This window comes from Desulfuromonas sp. AOP6, from assembly GCF_009731355.2.
Taxonomy (GTDB): Bacteria; Desulfobacterota; Desulfuromonadia; order Desulfuromonadales; family SZUA-540; genus SZUA-540.
The window spans coordinates 1,623,529-1,640,828 of sequence record NZ_AP022810.1 but is presented as its reverse complement, the minus strand read 5'-3'; the positions used below and the strand labels follow the sequence as shown (position 1 = coordinate 1,640,828).

Sequence of the window (17,300 nt, the reverse complement as noted above, 5' to 3'; positions counted from 1 at the left end):
CGCAAAAGCGCCGTTTCCAGCCAGGGAAACGGCGCTTTTTCACGCAGGTAATGGATGAAAAGGCTTAGAACAAGGTGCCGACGGCTGTTCCCAGTACAGAGATAGGGCCGCTATCCCCCATGGAGTCTACCGCCTTCTCCACTTTTTTAACGGCGGACTGGGTGTCGCGATAGAGGTCATCCTCATTCACAAGTTTACCAAGGGTTCCCTGCCCTTCGTTGATTTTGGCGGTAATGCTGCTGAGGTTGGCGAAAGTTTTTTCACCTTCAATGTAAAGGCTGTCCTCATTGACAAGCTTGCCCAGGGTCCCTTGACCATCGTTTATTTTGCGGGTGATACCTCGCAGTTCAGCCAGAGTATCCGAGGCCTCAGTGTAAAGAGCATCATCCGTGAACAGCTTGCCAAGGGTTCCCTCCCCCCCCCGCAGAGAGTCGGTCAGTACCCGAAGGTTCGCCATGGTCGCGGTGGTTTCTTCATAAAGGGCAGGATCGGACACAAGGCGCCCCAAAGTACCCTCACCGCTCTCGATGCGGCGAAGAAGCTGATTCAGACTGGCCACCGTAAACTGAAGATCTTCATAAAGGGCGGCATCGTTAACCAGTTTCCCGAGCATTCCTTCTCCCGCATCGATTTTAGCGACTATACTTTCGATACGTTGTGCGGACTCCACAATAGGAGCTTCACTCTTCTCCAGAATGTCCCCCAAGGTGCCGAAAACGCGCTCCTGGTTGCGATCGAAATTGGATATCAACTGGTCGATATTCGTTTTTTCGAGACTGGAAATTTCCGAGCCGTATGGTAGAGGTTCGGCATCAGCGGAACCGAAAGTAACCCCAAGAAATTGTCCGCCCAGTAGATTGGTCTGGCGGATCTCAGCGTAAGAATCGGATTTGACAATGTTTCCATCGAGGACGTAAAAATCAATGCGAACCTTGCTGTCCTCAATACCGATGGAGGTAACTTTGCCCACTTCGACGCCGGCGATACGAACGGGGTCTCCCAACTTGATGCCAACAGCAGAGGAGAAATAGGTGAAATACTCCCTCTGCTCAATAAATGGATTCCAGTCCTCAACCAGTTCGATAAAGACGCCAAGAGTAAAAAGGGCGATCAGGAAAAACCCCCCTACTTTTTTTTCAATGGAAAGGCCCATGTTACTTTTCTCCTTGAATGCCTTTAGTCGTCGTATAAATGAATTTACGGATATCGGGATTCTGGCTGGCTTTGATTTCTGTCGGTGTCCCAATTTCGACAATACCCTGGTCATTCATCATCGCGACGCGATCGGATAGATAAAGAGCAAAGTTCAGGTCATGACTGACGATGATCGTCGTCAAATTGACTTGTTTTTTAAGATTCATGATCACCCTGGCCAACTCGTCGGATGTCACCGGATCGAGTTCAGCAGTCGGCTCATCGTAAAGAATAAGGTCGGGGTTCATGGCCAGAGAACGGGCGATGGCCACGCGTTTTTTCATGCCCCCCGAAAGTTCTGAAGGCATGAGGCTTTCCTTGCCGCCCAAGCCGACAAGTCGGAGCTTTTCGCGGATAATCCTCCGGATGCGCGCTTCGACGCAAATCCTGTTCTCACGCAGCCACAAGCCGACATTCTCGCCGACGGTCAGAGAATTGAAGAGCGCGGATGTCTGAAAAACCATGCTGTACCGGTAAGGGGGTTTGTCCTGGCGGCTGTTATTGTCGAAAATATCCTGGCCGTCGATAAGGATCCGCCCACTGTCAGGTTTCAGTAGTTTAACGATATGTTTGAGAAGGACGCTTTTACCAGTTCCAGAGGGACCGATAATCGAAAAAGTCTCCCCCGGTTTAATCTCCAGATTAATATCTTTGAGAACGTGATTATCGTTAAAGGACTTGTTCAATCCTTCAATACGGATCCCGACACCATGGGAATCTTCGTAACTGCTGCGGCAATCGCATCCATCCGCAGTCTTTTTCTCACGGTCAGGAAACAGCCGAGCAAGAAATCCGTCCCGTTTTTTATTTTGTGTCTCTGTCATCACATGAATCCGCTTACATCATAAGTCGGGTAAGAAAATAGTTGGATATAAAGATCAGGAGAAAGGACATGACGACAGACTCTGTGGTCGATTGACCAATACCACGGGCTCCGCCGGTAGTTTTAAACCCGATGTAGCAGCCGACGTGAGCTATGATTCCACCAAAAACGGTCGCTTTGACCAACCCTTTCAGAATTTCCTTATAGTTCAGAGAACGGATCAAATTGTCATAATAGACATTGAAAGGAACATTGATCTCAGGGTTGATATCACTGACGATGCCGCCGCCAATAATACCAATAATCATGGAAAAAACGACCAGGGCCGGCACGGCAAAGAGGCAGCCGAGCAACCTGGGCATGGCCAGGTAACGAATCGGATCGATCTGCAGCGTTTTAAGCGCATCGATTTCTTCATACACTTTCATGGCCCCCACCTCCGCAGCCATGGCGGAACCGATGCGGCCGGCGACCAGCAGGCTGGTCATGACGGGGCCCAACTCCTTGACCAGGGAAAGACCCACGATAGCCCCGATTGCTTCCTGGGTGCCGTAAAGTGCCAGTTCGGCTCCAGTCTGTAAGGCCAGCACCATGCCAACGAACAGGCTCATCAGGGCAGCAATAGGGAAAGTGCCGATGCCGATGTCATAAAGCTGCCGGAAAATAGCCGGCAGGTTTCTGGGCGCTTCTTTAAAGTAGAAAACTGTTTTTAGAAAAAGCAGCAACATTTCCCCCGCCGTTTCGGCGAAGTTCAGAATGCGCCCACCTATTTTTTCAATCATCAACCGTTATCCTCAGCGACTTCAATCTCAGGATCGTCCCAGTGAATCCCCCAGGGGAGGTAAAAGAGGTTCAATGTCTTTCCTTGCGGACCGTTCCGGTATCGCACAAGCCCTTTAATAAAGCTGAAATCGGTCCCCTTAATTTCCTGGTTGCTATAAGAGAACAGAGGAAAAAGTTCCCAAGCCAGATCAGCGCCCCTTTTCTGACGCCAATAGAGGTTCCATAAAAAGCTCTCAGCTGAATCTGAGCCCTCCCACTGCCTCTGGTAAATCCACCACAAGGGCGCCCAGTTGCGGCGGATTCCATCTTGCTCAGGCAGGATGGGTTCAAGCAGGGACAGCGTATGAAAACGGGATACTCCGTCTATCCGTTCATAGGTAAATAAAGGCCACAAGGCGACTCTCTTCTTAGGAAGGGCTCCCTGTATGTATAGCTTTTCTTCCATGTTGGAGTATAGGAAAAAAAGAACCCTGGAACGGCGGCGCTCATAGCCTTCCGCTTGCCTTTCCTCGATTTTGTAAATGGGCCAGAGATACCAGCGTTTTTTTTCGTGACCTATGCGTTCGTTGGCGTAAAAAGGTAAAAAAGTTGTAGCTTCACGATAGGAACCGCGGGCAATCCGAAAGATCGGCCAGGGGAATTCCCACAGCTCATACTCCTTTTGACGATCTTCGATGTGGCGAAAAAAAGGCCAGAGGTAAATACGAGATGAATAATTGGGAGATTCATCCGAAAGATAAAACGGAAAGACCGTTCTCCGTTGCAAAGGATTGGCGGTATTAAGGTCAAGGTCGTAGCGGAAGAAAATGGGCCACAGGAACATCTTCTTGTCATAGACCCCTTTTTTTTGACTGCTGCCGTAAAGGGGCCATGCCTTGAATCCCTGCTCGTTTTCACCGCGAATACTGGCAAAAAAGGGCCAGAGTATATTGGTGATTGTTGTGTCTTTTTTCTCGGTAACCGAATACAGCGGAAAAAGCGTAAAGCGGATTTCGTCACGGCCGAAGAGATTGTAGATTTTCCCGCCAAAAGGGAAAAAAGCGAAATAACGTCCTCTTTCTTCATCTGTTCCCGAAAAGATAAAGGGAAAAAGCTGAAACTCTTCCTCCTCTTCTTCGTGGGCAGGAAAATCCCAGTTCAGCAAACGGAGCCCCTGAAAAAGGGACTGATCAGATGTTTTCTTTTTGGAAGCGACGGGATAGAGAAATTCACTGGAAACATAGTCGCCGGGGTCAAGCCACCGCCTGGAATAGAGTGGACGCAGTGCCAGTTCACGTTCTGGATCCATTCTGTCGACATTGATGATCGGACCCAAAATATTGAGACTGGAGTAGCCCTCTTTTTCAGAAACACGGTAATCCACCAGGGGCCACAGAGTAAAAACCCCTTCCATGGCCAGGGTGGTGGCAGGTTTCAACGAGAAAAGTAAGGCCAGGATGAGGATGAACCAGCCCGTGCGTATCAGTGAAATCATCTTTGTGAATTACCGGTAAAGGGGTCAGATTTTAAGGCGCTGATGTTCTTTGAGCATGCAACGATCCATGACCACAAGCAGTCCGCCTTCGGCTGCAAGTCGAGACGCCTCATCACTGACGACCCCCTCCTGCAGCCACAGTACTTTGGCGCCAGCCTTAACCGCTTCGCGGGCAACCTCGGGTGCGTCAGCGGGGTTGCGAAAGACATCGACGATATCGATGGGTTGTGGAATATCCTCAAGACGCCGATAGACTTTCTGCCCGAACAGCTTTTCATCCTTGGGATTGACAGGATAGACGGTATACCCGGCCTCAAGCAGATATTCGAAAACGTGGTTGCTGGGTCTGTCCGGATTGGATGAGGCGCCAACCATCGCAATGGTTTTATGGGTGGTGAGTATCTTCCTGATGTCGGCATCTTTTTGGGGCATATCTGATTTCTCCTTCGATTCGAATATCCCATCATGGCGCCCGCGGAAAAGTATTCCGCAGATCACAGCACAGACAACGGCGATAAAAAGGATATCTCCGGGCGAGAAGGAGAGCATATCACATTGTTCCTTTGGCGGTAAGGACTTCCATCTCTTCCCTGGCCGGAGCGAAATCAGGGTCAATCAGCAGGGCTTTTTGCAGAGCGACGACCGCGCCTCCGGCATCGCCTGTCTGACGGCGGCAGAGCGCGAGTAGAACATAAAATTGGGCGGACGGGAACTCCTGGGGAACAGGGGTTTGCTCCTCCAGATACTCCATGATCTCCAGGGCCTCGCGGAAAGAGCCCTGACCATAAGCCGCCATGGCGGCGCCAATCGCTTCGAGATGGCTGATCATGGGAGCCGCGGGCAGTCCCTCCTGTTCGAGTCGGGCCACCTTTTCCCTGAAAAGGGCTTGGGTCTTAACATCGTCAAGGGATGCGATCAGTTTAGACCAGCGACGGATAGCTCCGGGATAGTCTCCCATCAGATAATCGATTTGCCCCAGATAATTGAGCGTGGCAGGATCGCCTGACTTCAGGTTGTCCGCCTTCTGCAGGAAGGAGGCAGCGGATACCAGATGGCGGTAGCTGTTGCGCAGCTCACTAAAAGTAAGGGCCAGATCATAAAAAGCCGTCCCAATGGTCTGCAGCAGCGAAGCCTTGTCAGGTTCCAGTAAGGCAAAAATTTTCAGGTAGGTGATTTTCCTCTTAACGTAGTCCGCATCCACTTCCTTGTGGTCAAGCATGGCGATTTGAGAACCAAGATCAGCCAGAAAGTGTGGATAGGCATCCCGAAGAATTTCGGCATAGTGCACATTGTGAGGACAGTCGGGAAATTGGCGAAGATAGTCGTAAACCCCCTGGCCGATATCAACAACAGAAGGCACTTCACCATCCTCCTTCGGACGATGCAGGGGCAACGGGATAAGGGGCAGTGTAACGGGTTTCTGTTCAGGTCCTACGTGAACAACGGGGGCCTCCTGGGGAGTCCAAAGGACGTATACATGAGGAGCGAGTGATTCTTCAACATTTGATTTCGTAGACATGGTCGTCATCCTTAACAATAAACATGAACTAAAAAAGCCGGTCAACAAAGGTATCGATGCCGGCATCGATACCAACGGTTTTGTATATTTTAACGTCATCCCAGGGACGGTTGAGGATGCCATCGTGGATAGCCCAACTGCGCCCACGAATGGTTTTTTCCATGCCGGGCTGGCGAAATGGAGTGGAACCATCCAGCCGTTGATAGAGCTCTCCCCCTGGCCGAAATTCACGGTCAATCCACAACATCAGTTTTTTGCCGGTAAGGTAATCAAAGCCGTACCTTTCATAACGAACGGCATTATTGTAGGAAAGGGGTTCCGCCACAATCGTGTCGACACCCAGGGAGTCGACAAATCGCTCAAACTGCTGAAAAAAATCAGCAAAAAGAGATAGTCCCCTTCTTACCTGGTTCGGAGACAGTCCAGCTCTCATCGCCTTGATTTCTTCGGGGATATTTCGCCGCAATGTTCCAAAATAATTATCTCTACCCGTATCATCAACGTCGATGTTATACCGGGCAGCCTCAGGGTCATTGATAAAGCAGAATGACAGTTCGATCTGACGATAAGGCGTATCGGCAATCTCTACAAAAAAGACACAATCACGATCAGCAGGGTTTAGGCGAACTTCAATACGCAGCAAAGCCAAGCCGCGAGGACAAATAAAAGTGATTTTTCGGCGACCATCCTGCCCCTGGAAGGTCAGGGGGTCAATGCCGTATTTGGTAAAAAGGGGAGCGGGAACCAGGACACCATAGATAGCTTCCTTGCAAACGGCAGGCAGTTCATTGATTTCCCTGAGGGAAAAAAGGGGAAGACCATCAGGGTCGAGCAGATGCGCGGTGCCTAGACGTCCCATCACACCCCTCCTACAGTCCGAAAAGAGGAAAAAGCCGGCTCTCCAGAGTACGCAAAACCTTGCCCAGGGTCTGTTCGGCGCGGCTGAAATCGTCAGGCAGGGCAAGATGAGGCATATCTCGCAATCTTTCCCCTTTCATGCCCATGTCGCGAATGATTTTTCTGAATTCGGCAGGAAGATCATCTCCCACGGTTTTTCCAGTCATAATGGCCCAGGCCAGCGCCCATCCACGACACACATTGAATTTATCATACCCTCCTCCACCGATGGCCACCCACGGAATTCCAGTACCTAAAAAAGAACGAGCGGCAAGTTCAATGCTGCCGGTGGTCATTTCAAGGCGGGTAAGAGGATCGGTCCGCAGGCTGTCAACTCCCAGCTGGGTGACCAGCACATCCGGAGCATAGCAATCAAGAAGGGGTAAGACGATGCGACGGAAGGCCTGCTCGAAGATCAGGTCGTCCGAGTGCGCCCTGAAGGGGATATTGACAGAGTAGCCAAACCCTTTACCCTCTCCCATCTCCCAAGGGAAGCCCGTGTGAGGGAAAAAATCCTCGCCACTTTCGTGGAGGGAAATGGTTAAAACCCGGTCGGTATGATAGAAAGCTTCCTGCACACCGTCTCCATGGTGCGCATCGATATCGACGTAGGCAACGCGCAGTCCCTGACCAACCATATCATTAATGGCGATGACCGCGTCGTTGAGATAGCTGAAGCCTGAGGCTCGTGCGGCGTGAGCATGATGATAGCCGCCAGCCATGTTGAAAGCAACCCGGCAGCCATCGCGAACGACTTGACGGGCCGCTTCGACGGTTCCACCGCATCCCAGCCTGGCCCAATCGTAAAGCCCAGGGAAAACGGGATTTTCGACATCACCGAGGTTAAAAAAGAAATTGGCTCGGGGGGTTGTCTCCCTGCTGAATTCTTTGAGAGTCTTCAGATAATCGGCGCGATGAAAGCTCAAAAGCGCCTCTTCGTCAACCAGCGGCGCTTCGATAATCTTGATAGTATCGGAAGCTAAAAGACCCAACTGACGAATGAGTTCATAGGTAAGCTGATAACGCTGGACCTTGAAGGGGTGATCATCCCCGAAGGAGTAGTCGGCAAAACGACTGGAATAAACAAAAGCAAAATGATCACCCATGTGGCATTTCTCCCCACATCTTTTTACACGGTCGAAGCCGCAGGGTCAACGAGATTGAGCCAGCAGATGGAACAGGGAAAGCGCTTAAAAAGAGATGGGCAATGAAAGAAAAAGGGTGGAACTTTCGTTCCACCCTGATGCACCCCCTCAGGAGTGCGCTGACTGGTGATCCCTACGGGAATCGAACCCGTGTTACCGACGTGAAAGGCCGGTGTCCTAGACCGCTAGACGAAGGGACCGTTCTATGTAAAGCTTCCGCTTCAAGCCAATGGCTGGGGCGCAAGGATTCGAACCTTGGGATGCTGGAGTCAGAGTCCAGTGCCTTACCGCTTGGCGACGCCCCAAGACAGGAGCCGTTTTTTAACAAAGAATCAAAACCGAGTCAACAGTATTTTTACTCTCGAAACGAATTTTTGACTCCTCCCCCTGCCTCAAGAGCGATCGTTGACCGCACTCTGGCGATTTTCAATGGTTTTCACCTCAGCGTTTGCATAGGTGAAGGTCTGCCCGAGATAGTTCTTCAAGACCACTTCATCACCGACGCTCTGCAGGTAGTCCGGCAAAATAGGGATTTTGCCCCCTCCGCCAGGAGCGTCTATGACATAGGCGGGCACTCCCATGCCAGAGGTGTGGCCTCTCAGGGAGCGCATGACCTCGATCCCCTCCTCCACCGTCGTCCTGAAATGATCCGTGCCCTGCACCATATCCGCCTGGTAGATATAGTAAGGCTTGACCCGGATGGTCAGCAATTTCTGCATGAGTCGCTTCATCACCGCCGGATCATCATTGACTCCGCGCAGCAGCACCGTCTGGTTCCCCATGGGGATGCCGGCATCGGCCAACCGCATGCAGGCTTTGCCGGATGTTTCGGTGATCTCATCCGGGTGGTTGAAATGGGTATTGATGAACAGCGGGTGATAACGCCGCAGCATACGCACCAGACCGATCGTGATGCGCTGAGGCAACACCACCGGCACCCGGGTGCCGATTCGAATGATTTCAACGCTGGGAATCGCGCGCAATTCCTTGAGAATCCACTCCAGTCGCTCGTCGGAAAGCAGCAGAGGATCCCCCCCGGAGAGAATAACATCGCGAACTTGAGGGTGCTGCCGGATATACTCCAGCCCTTGCTCAATGGTCTCGCGATTGATGACCATGTTTTCGCCACCCACCTTGCGTTTGCGTGTGCAAAAACGACAGTACATGGCACACTCGCTGGATACCAGGAACAGCACACGGTCAGGATAGCGGTGAACGAGGTTCGGTACCGGGCTCTGATTCTCCTCGTCAAGGGGGTCGCTGAAGCAGACGGAATCGCTCAGTTCTGCCGTATCAGGCACGGCCTGCCTCCAGATCGGATCGCCGACCTCCTTGATAAGGCTCAGGTAGTAAGCAGGGATGCGCATAGGGTAACGATCAGCCACCTTGTCGAGATCGGCAGGATCTACTCCGAAACGGCGCGTGACCTCAGCAGGGCGCGTCAAACTTGTCTGCAGTAATTTTTGCCAGATTTCCATCTACAGTCCCTCCACGACAGTTGTGAGGTTCTTGGTGTAGGTGAGGCGGTCATCCCCGGGACGATAAAAATCACGAATGCAGGCGGCCTGGATATATCCGGCGCGATCATAAAACCGGCGGGTTCGTTCGTAACTCCCCTGCGACGAGGTTTCCAGACAAATAAGGCGGCCTTGACGTTGCAGAATGTCATCTTCTGCCTGCTGCATCAGGCGCTGCCCTACCCCTTTGCCCTGATAAACTGGATCCGTGGCAATCCAGTAAATGTCGAAGGTACCCTCTGTCAGCGGCACGGGGCCATACAGAATGTATCCAGCCGGCTGTCCACCTTCTTCGGCGACAACGACGAGGTAATCCTGCTGGGAGGGGTCGTCGAGCACCGTGTGAAGCAATTCCATGGCGCATTCGACTTCAGCCGGGGTGAAGGCCTTCGTTTCCTCCAGAATCGCCTGGAGAGCGGGGAGATCAGAGCGTTTTAGTTTGCGCATGAAGACTCTCCTTGCGTTTATGGGCCATAAGCAGAATGCGTTCGATCAGTTTAGGGTAAGTCATCGTGGCAGCCCCTGCCGCCCGAGCCAGACCTGCTGTCGGCGAAATATCCGGGTTGGCGTTAACTTCGAGAATATAGGGCACCCCTTCACGCAGACGGATATCCACTCTGGCGTAATCACGGCATTCCAGAATTTTGAAAGCCCGCAAGGCGACATCCTTAATCAGAATCTCTTCGCGAGCCTTGACCGTCGCCGGGCAGACCGGTTCGGTCAACGCAAACTCTTCTGAATTTTCCTGCCATTTACCGTCATAGCTGACGATGGAATGTTTCAGCCCCTTCTTAAACTGAATTTCAGAGAGAGGTAGGACCTGATAGGGGCCGTTGCCTATGATCGCGGCATTGATCTCCCGACCCTCGATAAACTCTTCCACCAGCGCACCCTGACGGTAGGTCTGGTGAACATAGTCAATCCGACGCTTCAGCCGTCTTTCATCCTCCACGATGCTTTCATGGGTGATACCCAAAGAAGCGTCTTCGAACCGTGGCTTGACAATAAGAGGAAAATGCATATCCCTCACCCTTGGATGAGCTTCTCCCGGGCGAACCAGAACATACTTGGGCGTTGGAAGACCATGCCGCATGAGCAGATCTTTGGTTCTTACCTTATCTTGGACGAGTCCCAGACACAGCGGCCCGGCGCCGGTAAAGGTGAAGCCGAGCAGGTCGAGCAGGGCGGCGACATGCATTTCCTGCCGACTGTTCCCCCAGTATCCCTCACAAAGGTTGAAAACCAGTTCCGGCGTCACGGCGCGCAACTCCTCGATGAAGGCGGGAATGCTCTCGCCAAGAGGAACGACTTTCGCCGTGTACCCCAAGCGTTCCAAGGCCATGCGAACGGCGCCAGCTTCCAGTTCGGCCCCTTCCTCAGAAATTCGATCACCGTCCTCACCTTTGAACAGCTTCGGGGGCACACGGTTAAAGCAGACAGCGATTTTCATGATCCCCCTTTTCGGTACGCTGGAGGCGCTGGCAGGCGGCATCTACCACGCGAAGAATCATCTGCTCATAACTCAAGCCGGCAGCGCGAGCTGCCTTGGGAAAGCAGCTGTTCTGTTCCGGACGGGGCAGTATGCCGGGCAGAGGGTTGAGCTCGATGATGTGTGGCATGCCACGGGCGTCCAGGCGCACGTCCACACGACACCAATCACGACAACCCAGAGCGCGAAACGTTTTCTTACATAGCTCTTCTATGGATCGCTCCAAAAAAGGATCAAGCTTGGCCGGGCAGGTGAAGATTTCCAAAGGATTTTCCTCCTGGTCCCAGATCCATTTGGCTTCGAAAGAATAGATGGGATTGACCCCGGCAGGCAGAGTATGGAGGTTGATCTCCACAATAGGCAGAACCTGGATGTCATCGCCATTTCCAAGCATGGCGACCGTGAATTCACGACCTGGAAGAAACTCCTCGACCAGCGCAGGCTGACAATAGGTATTAAGAACCCACTCAACCTGACGAACAAGGGCTTTGCGATCGTGCACCAGAGCCTTGTCGGTAACGCCCTTGCTGGAGCCTTCCAACGTCGGCTTGACGATAAGGGGATAACGCAGTCGTGCGGGGATTTCGGCCAGAGAAGAGACCACCGCGAAACGTGGGGTAGCAATCCGATGGCAGGATAGGATTTCCTTCGTGCGACGCTTATCCAGACAGATGCCAAGGGTTACAGGGTCACTGCCCGTGTAGGGGATGCCCAGCATATCGAGCATGGCAGGAACCTGGGCCTCGCGACTGGCACCAAACAGACCCTCAGCCATATTGAAAACCAGGTCTGGTTTCAGCCGACGAAAGTGTGAAAAAGCGTCAAGGTCGGCCTCGACCAGCGAAACCTGATGTTTGCTGGCCAAGGCGGATTCGACGGCACGAATGGTATGGATGTCATCCCATTCGGCATAGATGTCTTCAGAGGGTAAAGAGGGAGGTTCAGAAGGAGGTTGGTCGTCAGCTACGACGGACTCCTCCCGCAGATTGAACGCGAGGACGATGTGCATATGTAACCCCTTTTAAAAGCCAGCAATGGTTAAGCTTCCCCATCAGGGGAACATCTGTTTCGTGGGACGGGAAAGCTTGGGGCTGGGGCTATAAAAAGGGGTTTCTTTTTTAGCTTGTTCGTCTTGCGCCGGCCCGCCTGAAACAGATCACTCTTGATTGCATATACGCCTCCGTTTTTTTTCTGTCAAACAAAATTTTTCAACCCCTTTAAAAATAATAAAACCAGGTTGTTACATGACTTTATTTCATCGTGAAACATCATCAAAATAGCCGAATCTGAAATAACTTGTTTCAGTCTTTGGAGACAGGATAAAAGCCCTGCCACAGACCGGAAAAAAAGTGGCGGCAATTAACGCCAAGAACCCGGTTGCGATAGCCCCCTTCCTGGACAACAACCGTCGGAATTCGCAGCTGGCCAATCAGCTGCCCGGCTTTAGAAAAATCATTGGCATGGAGAGTCCAGGTGCCGGTAGGGTCTCCTTTGGCGGTATCCAACCCGAGACAGACAATAAGAAAATCGGGTGCATAGAAGGCTATTCTCTTCAGCGCTCTTGTCAGGGTTTTGAGATATTTTTCGCCATCAACGGATTCAGGCAACGGAATATTGATGTTGAACCCCTCCCCTTCACCCTCTCCCGTTTCATCCTCAAAGCCACTGAAATAGGGATAGGCAAAGCTGGGATGACCGTGTATCGACAGGGTCAGCACATCCCGGCGCTGATAAAAAATGGTCTGCTGGCCATTGCCATGATGGTAGTCCACGTCGAGAATGGCGACCCGACCGTAGCGGGCAAGGTATTGGGCGGCAACAGCCCCGTTGTTGAAATAGCAAAATCCACCGAAAGAGCGGTGTTCGGCATGATGCCCCGGAGGGCGAACCAGAGCGTAGGCAAGGCGATTTCCGGCCAACAGGTAATCGGCTGCAGTAAGGGCGCAGTCTACAGCGCGCCTCGCGGCAAGATAGGCATTCTGATTCAGCGGTGTGAACGTGTCGAGGCAGTAATATCCGGCCCTGACAGCAAGGTCCTTGGGGGGACGGGTCGCATTGCGGATGGGAAACACATAGGGATAGACCGATTTACCTGCCTCCAGAGCGGCACAGACCCGTCGAAGATAGTGGAAGTAACCGGCATCATGGACAGCCAGAATATGTTTTTCGGGATATTCCTTTGGTGGCACCGTGGTGAAGATCGATAGACGTTCCAGTTCTTTCAGGATGCTCCGGATACGCACCGGTGCTTCTACATACCCTTTTTCGCGGACATGATGAATTTCATGCCGATCATTGACGACCAGTGCCACCTTGCGATGATGTGACCCAAAGGAGCGGCGAGGATTTCCAGCCACATCGGATTTAAGGTATCTGGGTGAACGCAGACGAACCGGGTCATCCTGAATAGAGTTGACAACCTTGAGAATATAGTCGGGAGAGCACAGGTCTCCATAACGGTTTTGCAGGATAGTCCTGACGATTTTACGAGCACGTTCCCTGGACAGATTTGCGGGCTGGTCGAGAGGGTCAAATACCAGATAAGGCGGATTGTCATCCCCCTCCTGCACAGGGGTTTCGTAGGCGGTACCCACAATGGGAAAAGCCCCGTACTTTTCATAAAATTTCAGCCGCGCTTTGTTTTGTTTGAGAATAACGGGATCCTTGCAGAGAGCTGGGTCATCCGGTAAACATTCAAAGAAAATGCCTATGGCATCGAGAAGCAATGACTCTTCCCGCAATCGTTCGTAAAGAGCGCCACCGATGCCCCCACCCGTAATATTCTTTGCCGTGGAAATATAATCCAGATAGCAGAAACGCAGTTCCGGTTCAAACGAGAGGAGAGCGAAGCCCTTGACAAGGCCTTTGAAGTTTTCCGCCACGTATAGAATGGATTTGAAGCGATGTTTGAGGGGATTTTTCAGAAGGTCGGGAAGCTTTTCGACCTCGGAGGCCCGCAATGCCGGGAACTGGTCACGCAGGATCTGGCTTACTTGCCGCAGTGCTTCAGTATTGGCCGGTAGAATATCATCGAAAATGCGGCGGATTCTGAACAAGGGAACCTCCTTTTTACCTTGAAAGGTTCAATGGCTATCCATCATTATGTTAAAGGATTGCAAATACATTGGCATAACGTCAGGGAAAAGTCGATTGGGAAAATAACCGAAAATAAAGGCAATTCAGAAGGAGGTTTTATGGCTAAGTACGGCTTTATCGGCCTCGGCATCATGGGGAGCGCCATGGCAGCCAATCTAGTGAAGGCTGGCTTTGGGGTCACCGTCTGGAACCGCACCCCAGCCAAGTGCACGCCGCTAGTCGAGCTGGGGGCATCGCAAGCGAAGAGCCCGCGCGAAGTGGCCACCGAATGCGAGATCACCTTTGCCATTCTGGCCGACCCGACAGCGGCCAGAGAGGTCTTTTACGGCCCCGAAGGCGTTCAGGCCGGCATCGGAGACGGACGCGGATACATCGACATGTCTACGGTAGACAGTGACACCTCTGCCGCCATTGCCACTGCGGTCGAAGATGCCGGCGGGCTATTTCTGGAAGCTCCCGTTTCAGGTACTAAAAAACCGGCTGAAGACGGTACTCTGATTATCCTTGCGGCCGGTGACCGCTCTCTCTATGACCAGGCTGTTCCAGCCTTTGAAAAAATGGGCAAACTATTCCCTTTTCTCGGCAAAGCCGGTCAAGGTGCGCACATGAAACTGGTCGTCAATATGATCATGGGCGGAATGATGACTGCTTTCTGCGAGGGGCTGTCCCTTGGGCAGAAGAGTGGCTTGGATGGGCAGCAGATTCTTGAGATCCTAATGGCCGGGGCACTTGCCAATCCGATGTTTGGAAGCAAGGGCACCATGATCCTGCAGCAGGAATTCCGCACCAGCTTCCCTCTCAAGCACATGCAAAAAGATATGCGCCTGGCCATTGCTCTGGGTGATCAACTCGGGCAACCGTTAGCCAGCGCCGCGGCCGCCAATGAAACATTCAAAAGAGCCCGCAATCTCGGCTTCTCGGAAGAGGATTTCGCCGCCGTATTCAAAGCCATCACCTGAACATTGACTAAACAATAAAAAACGCCCGCCAAGCTTGAGCCTGACGGGCGTTTTTTTGGTGCTGTCGGATGATGCTCAGGATACTATACCAGGCGATCCAAGGCCGTCTGCAATCGTTTCAGGCTTGTTTCTTTGCCTAGCACGGCGAGTACATCGAAGATGCCAGGGCTGGTGGTGCCACCGACCAGGGCAACACGAACGGAAGGGCCAATCTTACCGAGTTTAAGACCGGTTTCCTCCATCACGGCGTTAAAGGCCGTTTCAATAGCACTCTCGTTCCAGTCATTAATTTGGGCAAGATGGCAAATGACGGCCTCCAGTGCCGGTCGCTTATCGGCGGTAAGAAATTTTTCCACGGCCGTCTGGTCGAATTCCACTTCCGACTTAAAGTAGAAGGCAGCACCCTGAGCCATCTCGATCAGGGTTTTGGACCTGTCCTGCAGGGTTTTAACCACCGCTGCCAGATCGGGGCCAGCGCTGGTATCGATGCCGTCCTTCTGTAGAAACTCCTTTACCAAGTGCCCGAGACGTACAGGATCGCCTGTCTTGATATAATGGGCGTTGAGCCACAGAAGCTTTTCCGGGTTAAAAACGCCGGCAGAACGGCCGACATTCTCCAGGCTGAATTTGGCAATGAGTTCGTCCATGGAAAAAATCTCTTCATCACCGAAAGACCAGCCAAGGCGTACCAGATAATTAACCATGGCCTCGGGCAGGTAGCCCATCTCTCTGTAGGCCATGACGGAGGTAGCGCCATGGCGCTTGGACAGGCGGCTCTTGTCGGCACCAAGAATCATCGGCACATGACCAAACTCGGGCACAGGATAACCAAGGGCCTGGTACATGAGAATCTGGCGGGGCGTATTATTGATATGATCGTCGCCACGCAGTACCAGGGTAATGTTCATGGTCGCATCATCGACAACCACGACGAAATTGTAGGTCGGGGTCCCGTCGCTGCGCTGGATGATAACATCATCGAGTTCGTCATTCTGAAAACTGATTTTCCCTTTGATGCGATCGTTGAATTCAGTAACGCCTTCTAGGGGAGATCGGAAGCGTACCACATAGGGTTTGTCCGCCGGCACATCCTGACGCTCTCGGCAAGTGCCGTCGTACTTGGGTTTCCCCCCGCTTTTCAGCGCCGCTTCCCTTTTGGCTTCGAGTTCTTCCGCAGTACAGGTACAGCAGTAGGCTTTGCCATCGTCGAGCAGTTGCTGTACCTTCGACTTGTACAGATCGAAACGGTCTGACTGATAGAAAGGCCCCTCATCATAGGACAAGCCAAGCCAGTCCATGGCTGCAAGAATGGCATCGACCGATTCCTGTGTTGAGCGGGCTACGTCCGTATCCTCAATGCGCAGGACGAAGGTTCCTTTTTCTTTTTGGGCCAGCAGGTAGTTGAAAAGCGCCGTACGGGCACCACCTATGTGCAGGTACCCCGTCGGGCTTGGAGCAAAACGAACACGCAGATCAGACATGAAAAACTCCTTCGGGCAAGACAATAAAAACCGGGCCGCCGCGAAGACGGCCCGGTTTTTATACTTTAATCCCCGGCGCATTGACAAGTTTTTTATCCGGTTGTGTCACCGCGCTCGATGATTAAACCGGCGTAACCAACAACCTCCGACTGGTCTCCGGTGACATCCCCCGAATTGCCATACTGAACGAGGCGAGCCTTTTGCGCTCCAGCCTTTTTAGCCGCAGCCAGCATGAGGGTGACAGGCATGACTCCGCACATGCTGATCCGGTTATCGGTGACCGTACGATAGAGGCCGACGGGGTCGATTTCCAGTATTTTTTCAATGGCCATCGAATCCTTGACGCGGGCAGATTTGCCGGTTTCGTAGTGCGTCATATCCGAACTTGCCACCATCAGAATATCCTGACCATGACGGCTGATAACTTCCCCCAGGGCCTCCCCCAGGGAAAGAAGCGTGTTCAGGGTAACGTGACCAATACAGATGGGCACAATAGACGCAGCGGGAGCCAGATATTGGATAAAAGGGAGTTGGACTTCCAGAGAATGTTCAAAACGATGGGCCAGTTCATCCGCGGAAAAACCATCACAAGACTCCAAAATTTCAGCGACCAGGGTGGAGTCTACCGGCGTCTTCCCCAGGGGGGTCTCCCAGGCGCCACTCGAATAGATAGCGGCTTCATGACCATATCCGTGATGGTTCGGCCCCAGAATAATGACGTTGGAGGGGATGCTGACCTCGGCAAAGGTTTTCCCGGCGATGGCACCCGAATATAAGTAGCCGGCATGGGGAGAAACAATCCCCAAGGCGTCGACCTTTTGGCTTTGTTCGGGGACCAGGCGTTCAAGAAGTGTCTTCAGCTCATGGGAGCTACCCGGATAAAACTGTCCGGCAACGGCGGGACGACGAACCATGGTGTGCCT

16 protein-coding genes and 2 tRNA genes are annotated in these 17,300 nt (G+C 52.4%); 1 reads left to right on the top strand and 17 read right to left on the bottom strand.

Annotated features, from left to right (window positions below; all coding sequences use genetic code 11):
- Positions 1-64: 64 nt before the first annotated feature.
- From AOP6_RS07675 to AOP6_RS07605, 15 genes are all read right to left on the bottom strand, one after another.
- On the bottom strand, positions 65-1,153 hold the full coding sequence (locus AOP6_RS07675) for an MlaD family protein (RefSeq protein ID WP_155876166.1): 1,089 nt from the start codon (positions 1,151-1,153) through the stop codon (positions 65-67).
- Position 1,154: 1 nt separating this feature from the next.
- A complete protein-coding gene (locus AOP6_RS07670) occupies positions 1,155-2,018 on the bottom strand; it encodes an ABC transporter ATP-binding protein (protein WP_155876165.1) in 864 nt (287 codons plus the stop codon).
- Between the two features lie 13 nt (positions 2,019-2,031).
- The gene (locus tag AOP6_RS07665; RefSeq protein ID WP_155876164.1) at positions 2,032-2,799 is read right to left on the bottom strand and encodes an ABC transporter permease; all 768 of its coding nucleotides are present in this window, start codon (positions 2,797-2,799) and stop codon (positions 2,032-2,034) included.
- On the bottom strand, positions 2,799-4,274 hold the full coding sequence (locus AOP6_RS07660; protein WP_155876163.1) for a hypothetical protein: 1,476 nt from the start codon (positions 4,272-4,274) through the stop codon (positions 2,799-2,801). The genes AOP6_RS07665 and AOP6_RS07660 overlap by 1 nt, the downstream gene beginning before the upstream one ends.
- A gap of 24 nt (positions 4,275-4,298) precedes the next feature.
- Positions 4,299-4,706, bottom strand: a complete 408-nt coding sequence (locus tag AOP6_RS07655; RefSeq protein ID WP_155876162.1) for a CoA-binding protein — start codon at positions 4,704-4,706, stop codon at positions 4,299-4,301.
- Between the two features lie 118 nt (positions 4,707-4,824).
- A complete protein-coding gene (locus AOP6_RS07650; protein ID WP_155876161.1) occupies positions 4,825-5,793 on the bottom strand; it encodes a hypothetical protein in 969 nt (322 codons plus the stop codon).
- A 28-nt stretch (positions 5,794-5,821) separates the two neighbouring features.
- Entirely contained in the window at positions 5,822-6,652 is an 831-nt protein-coding gene (locus tag AOP6_RS07645) for a hypothetical protein (RefSeq protein ID WP_155876160.1), read from the bottom strand.
- A gap of 10 nt (positions 6,653-6,662) precedes the next feature.
- The gene (locus tag AOP6_RS07640) at positions 6,663-7,796 is read right to left on the bottom strand and encodes an acetoin utilization protein AcuC (protein ID WP_155876159.1); all 1,134 of its coding nucleotides are present in this window, start codon (positions 7,794-7,796) and stop codon (positions 6,663-6,665) included.
- A gap of 163 nt (positions 7,797-7,959) precedes the next feature.
- Positions 7,960-8,035 (bottom strand) — tRNA-Glu (locus AOP6_RS07635).
- A 30-nt stretch (positions 8,036-8,065) separates the two neighbouring features.
- Positions 8,066-8,140, bottom strand: a tRNA-Gln gene (locus tag AOP6_RS07630).
- Between the two features lie 87 nt (positions 8,141-8,227).
- A complete protein-coding gene (locus AOP6_RS07625; protein WP_155876158.1) occupies positions 8,228-9,313 on the bottom strand; it encodes a KamA family radical SAM protein in 1,086 nt (361 codons plus the stop codon).
- Positions 9,314-9,799: a GNAT family N-acetyltransferase gene (locus AOP6_RS07620; RefSeq protein ID WP_155876157.1), complete on the bottom strand. Its 486-nt coding sequence runs from the start codon at positions 9,797-9,799 to the stop codon at positions 9,314-9,316.
- Positions 9,777-10,802: an ATP-grasp domain-containing protein gene (locus AOP6_RS07615; protein WP_213194825.1), complete on the bottom strand. Its 1,026-nt coding sequence runs from the start codon at positions 10,800-10,802 to the stop codon at positions 9,777-9,779. Before AOP6_RS07615 ends, AOP6_RS07620 begins: the two co-directional genes overlap by 23 nt.
- Positions 10,780-11,850 carry an ATP-grasp domain-containing protein gene (locus AOP6_RS07610; RefSeq protein WP_155876155.1) on the bottom strand — a complete coding sequence of 357 codons (1,071 nt, stop codon included), beginning with the start codon at positions 11,848-11,850 and terminating at the stop codon, positions 10,780-10,782. The genes AOP6_RS07615 and AOP6_RS07610 overlap by 23 nt, the downstream gene beginning before the upstream one ends.
- Positions 11,851-12,142: 292 nt before the next feature.
- Positions 12,143-13,897 (bottom strand): histone deacetylase family protein, encoded by a 1,755-nt coding sequence (locus AOP6_RS07605; RefSeq protein ID WP_155876154.1) that lies wholly within the window; start codon positions 13,895-13,897, stop codon positions 12,143-12,145.
- A 138-nt stretch (positions 13,898-14,035) separates the two neighbouring features.
- Here AOP6_RS07605 and AOP6_RS07600 point away from each other — a divergent pair, with 138 nt between their 5' ends.
- On the top strand, positions 14,036-14,896 hold the full coding sequence (locus AOP6_RS07600) for an NAD(P)-dependent oxidoreductase (protein ID WP_155876153.1): 861 nt from the start codon (positions 14,036-14,038) through the stop codon (positions 14,894-14,896).
- An 83-nt stretch (positions 14,897-14,979) separates the two neighbouring features.
- On the opposite strand, the gene gltX is transcribed toward AOP6_RS07600, so the two are convergent.
- Positions 14,980-16,377 (bottom strand): glutamate--tRNA ligase, encoded by a 1,398-nt coding sequence (gene gltX, locus AOP6_RS07595; RefSeq protein ID WP_155876152.1) that lies wholly within the window; start codon positions 16,375-16,377, stop codon positions 14,980-14,982.
- Between the two features lie 92 nt (positions 16,378-16,469).
- Complete coding sequence (gene amrB, locus AOP6_RS07590) at positions 16,470-17,291, bottom strand: AmmeMemoRadiSam system protein B (protein WP_155876151.1); 822 nt, start codon at positions 17,289-17,291, stop codon at positions 16,470-16,472.
- Positions 17,292-17,300 lie beyond the last annotated feature (9 nt).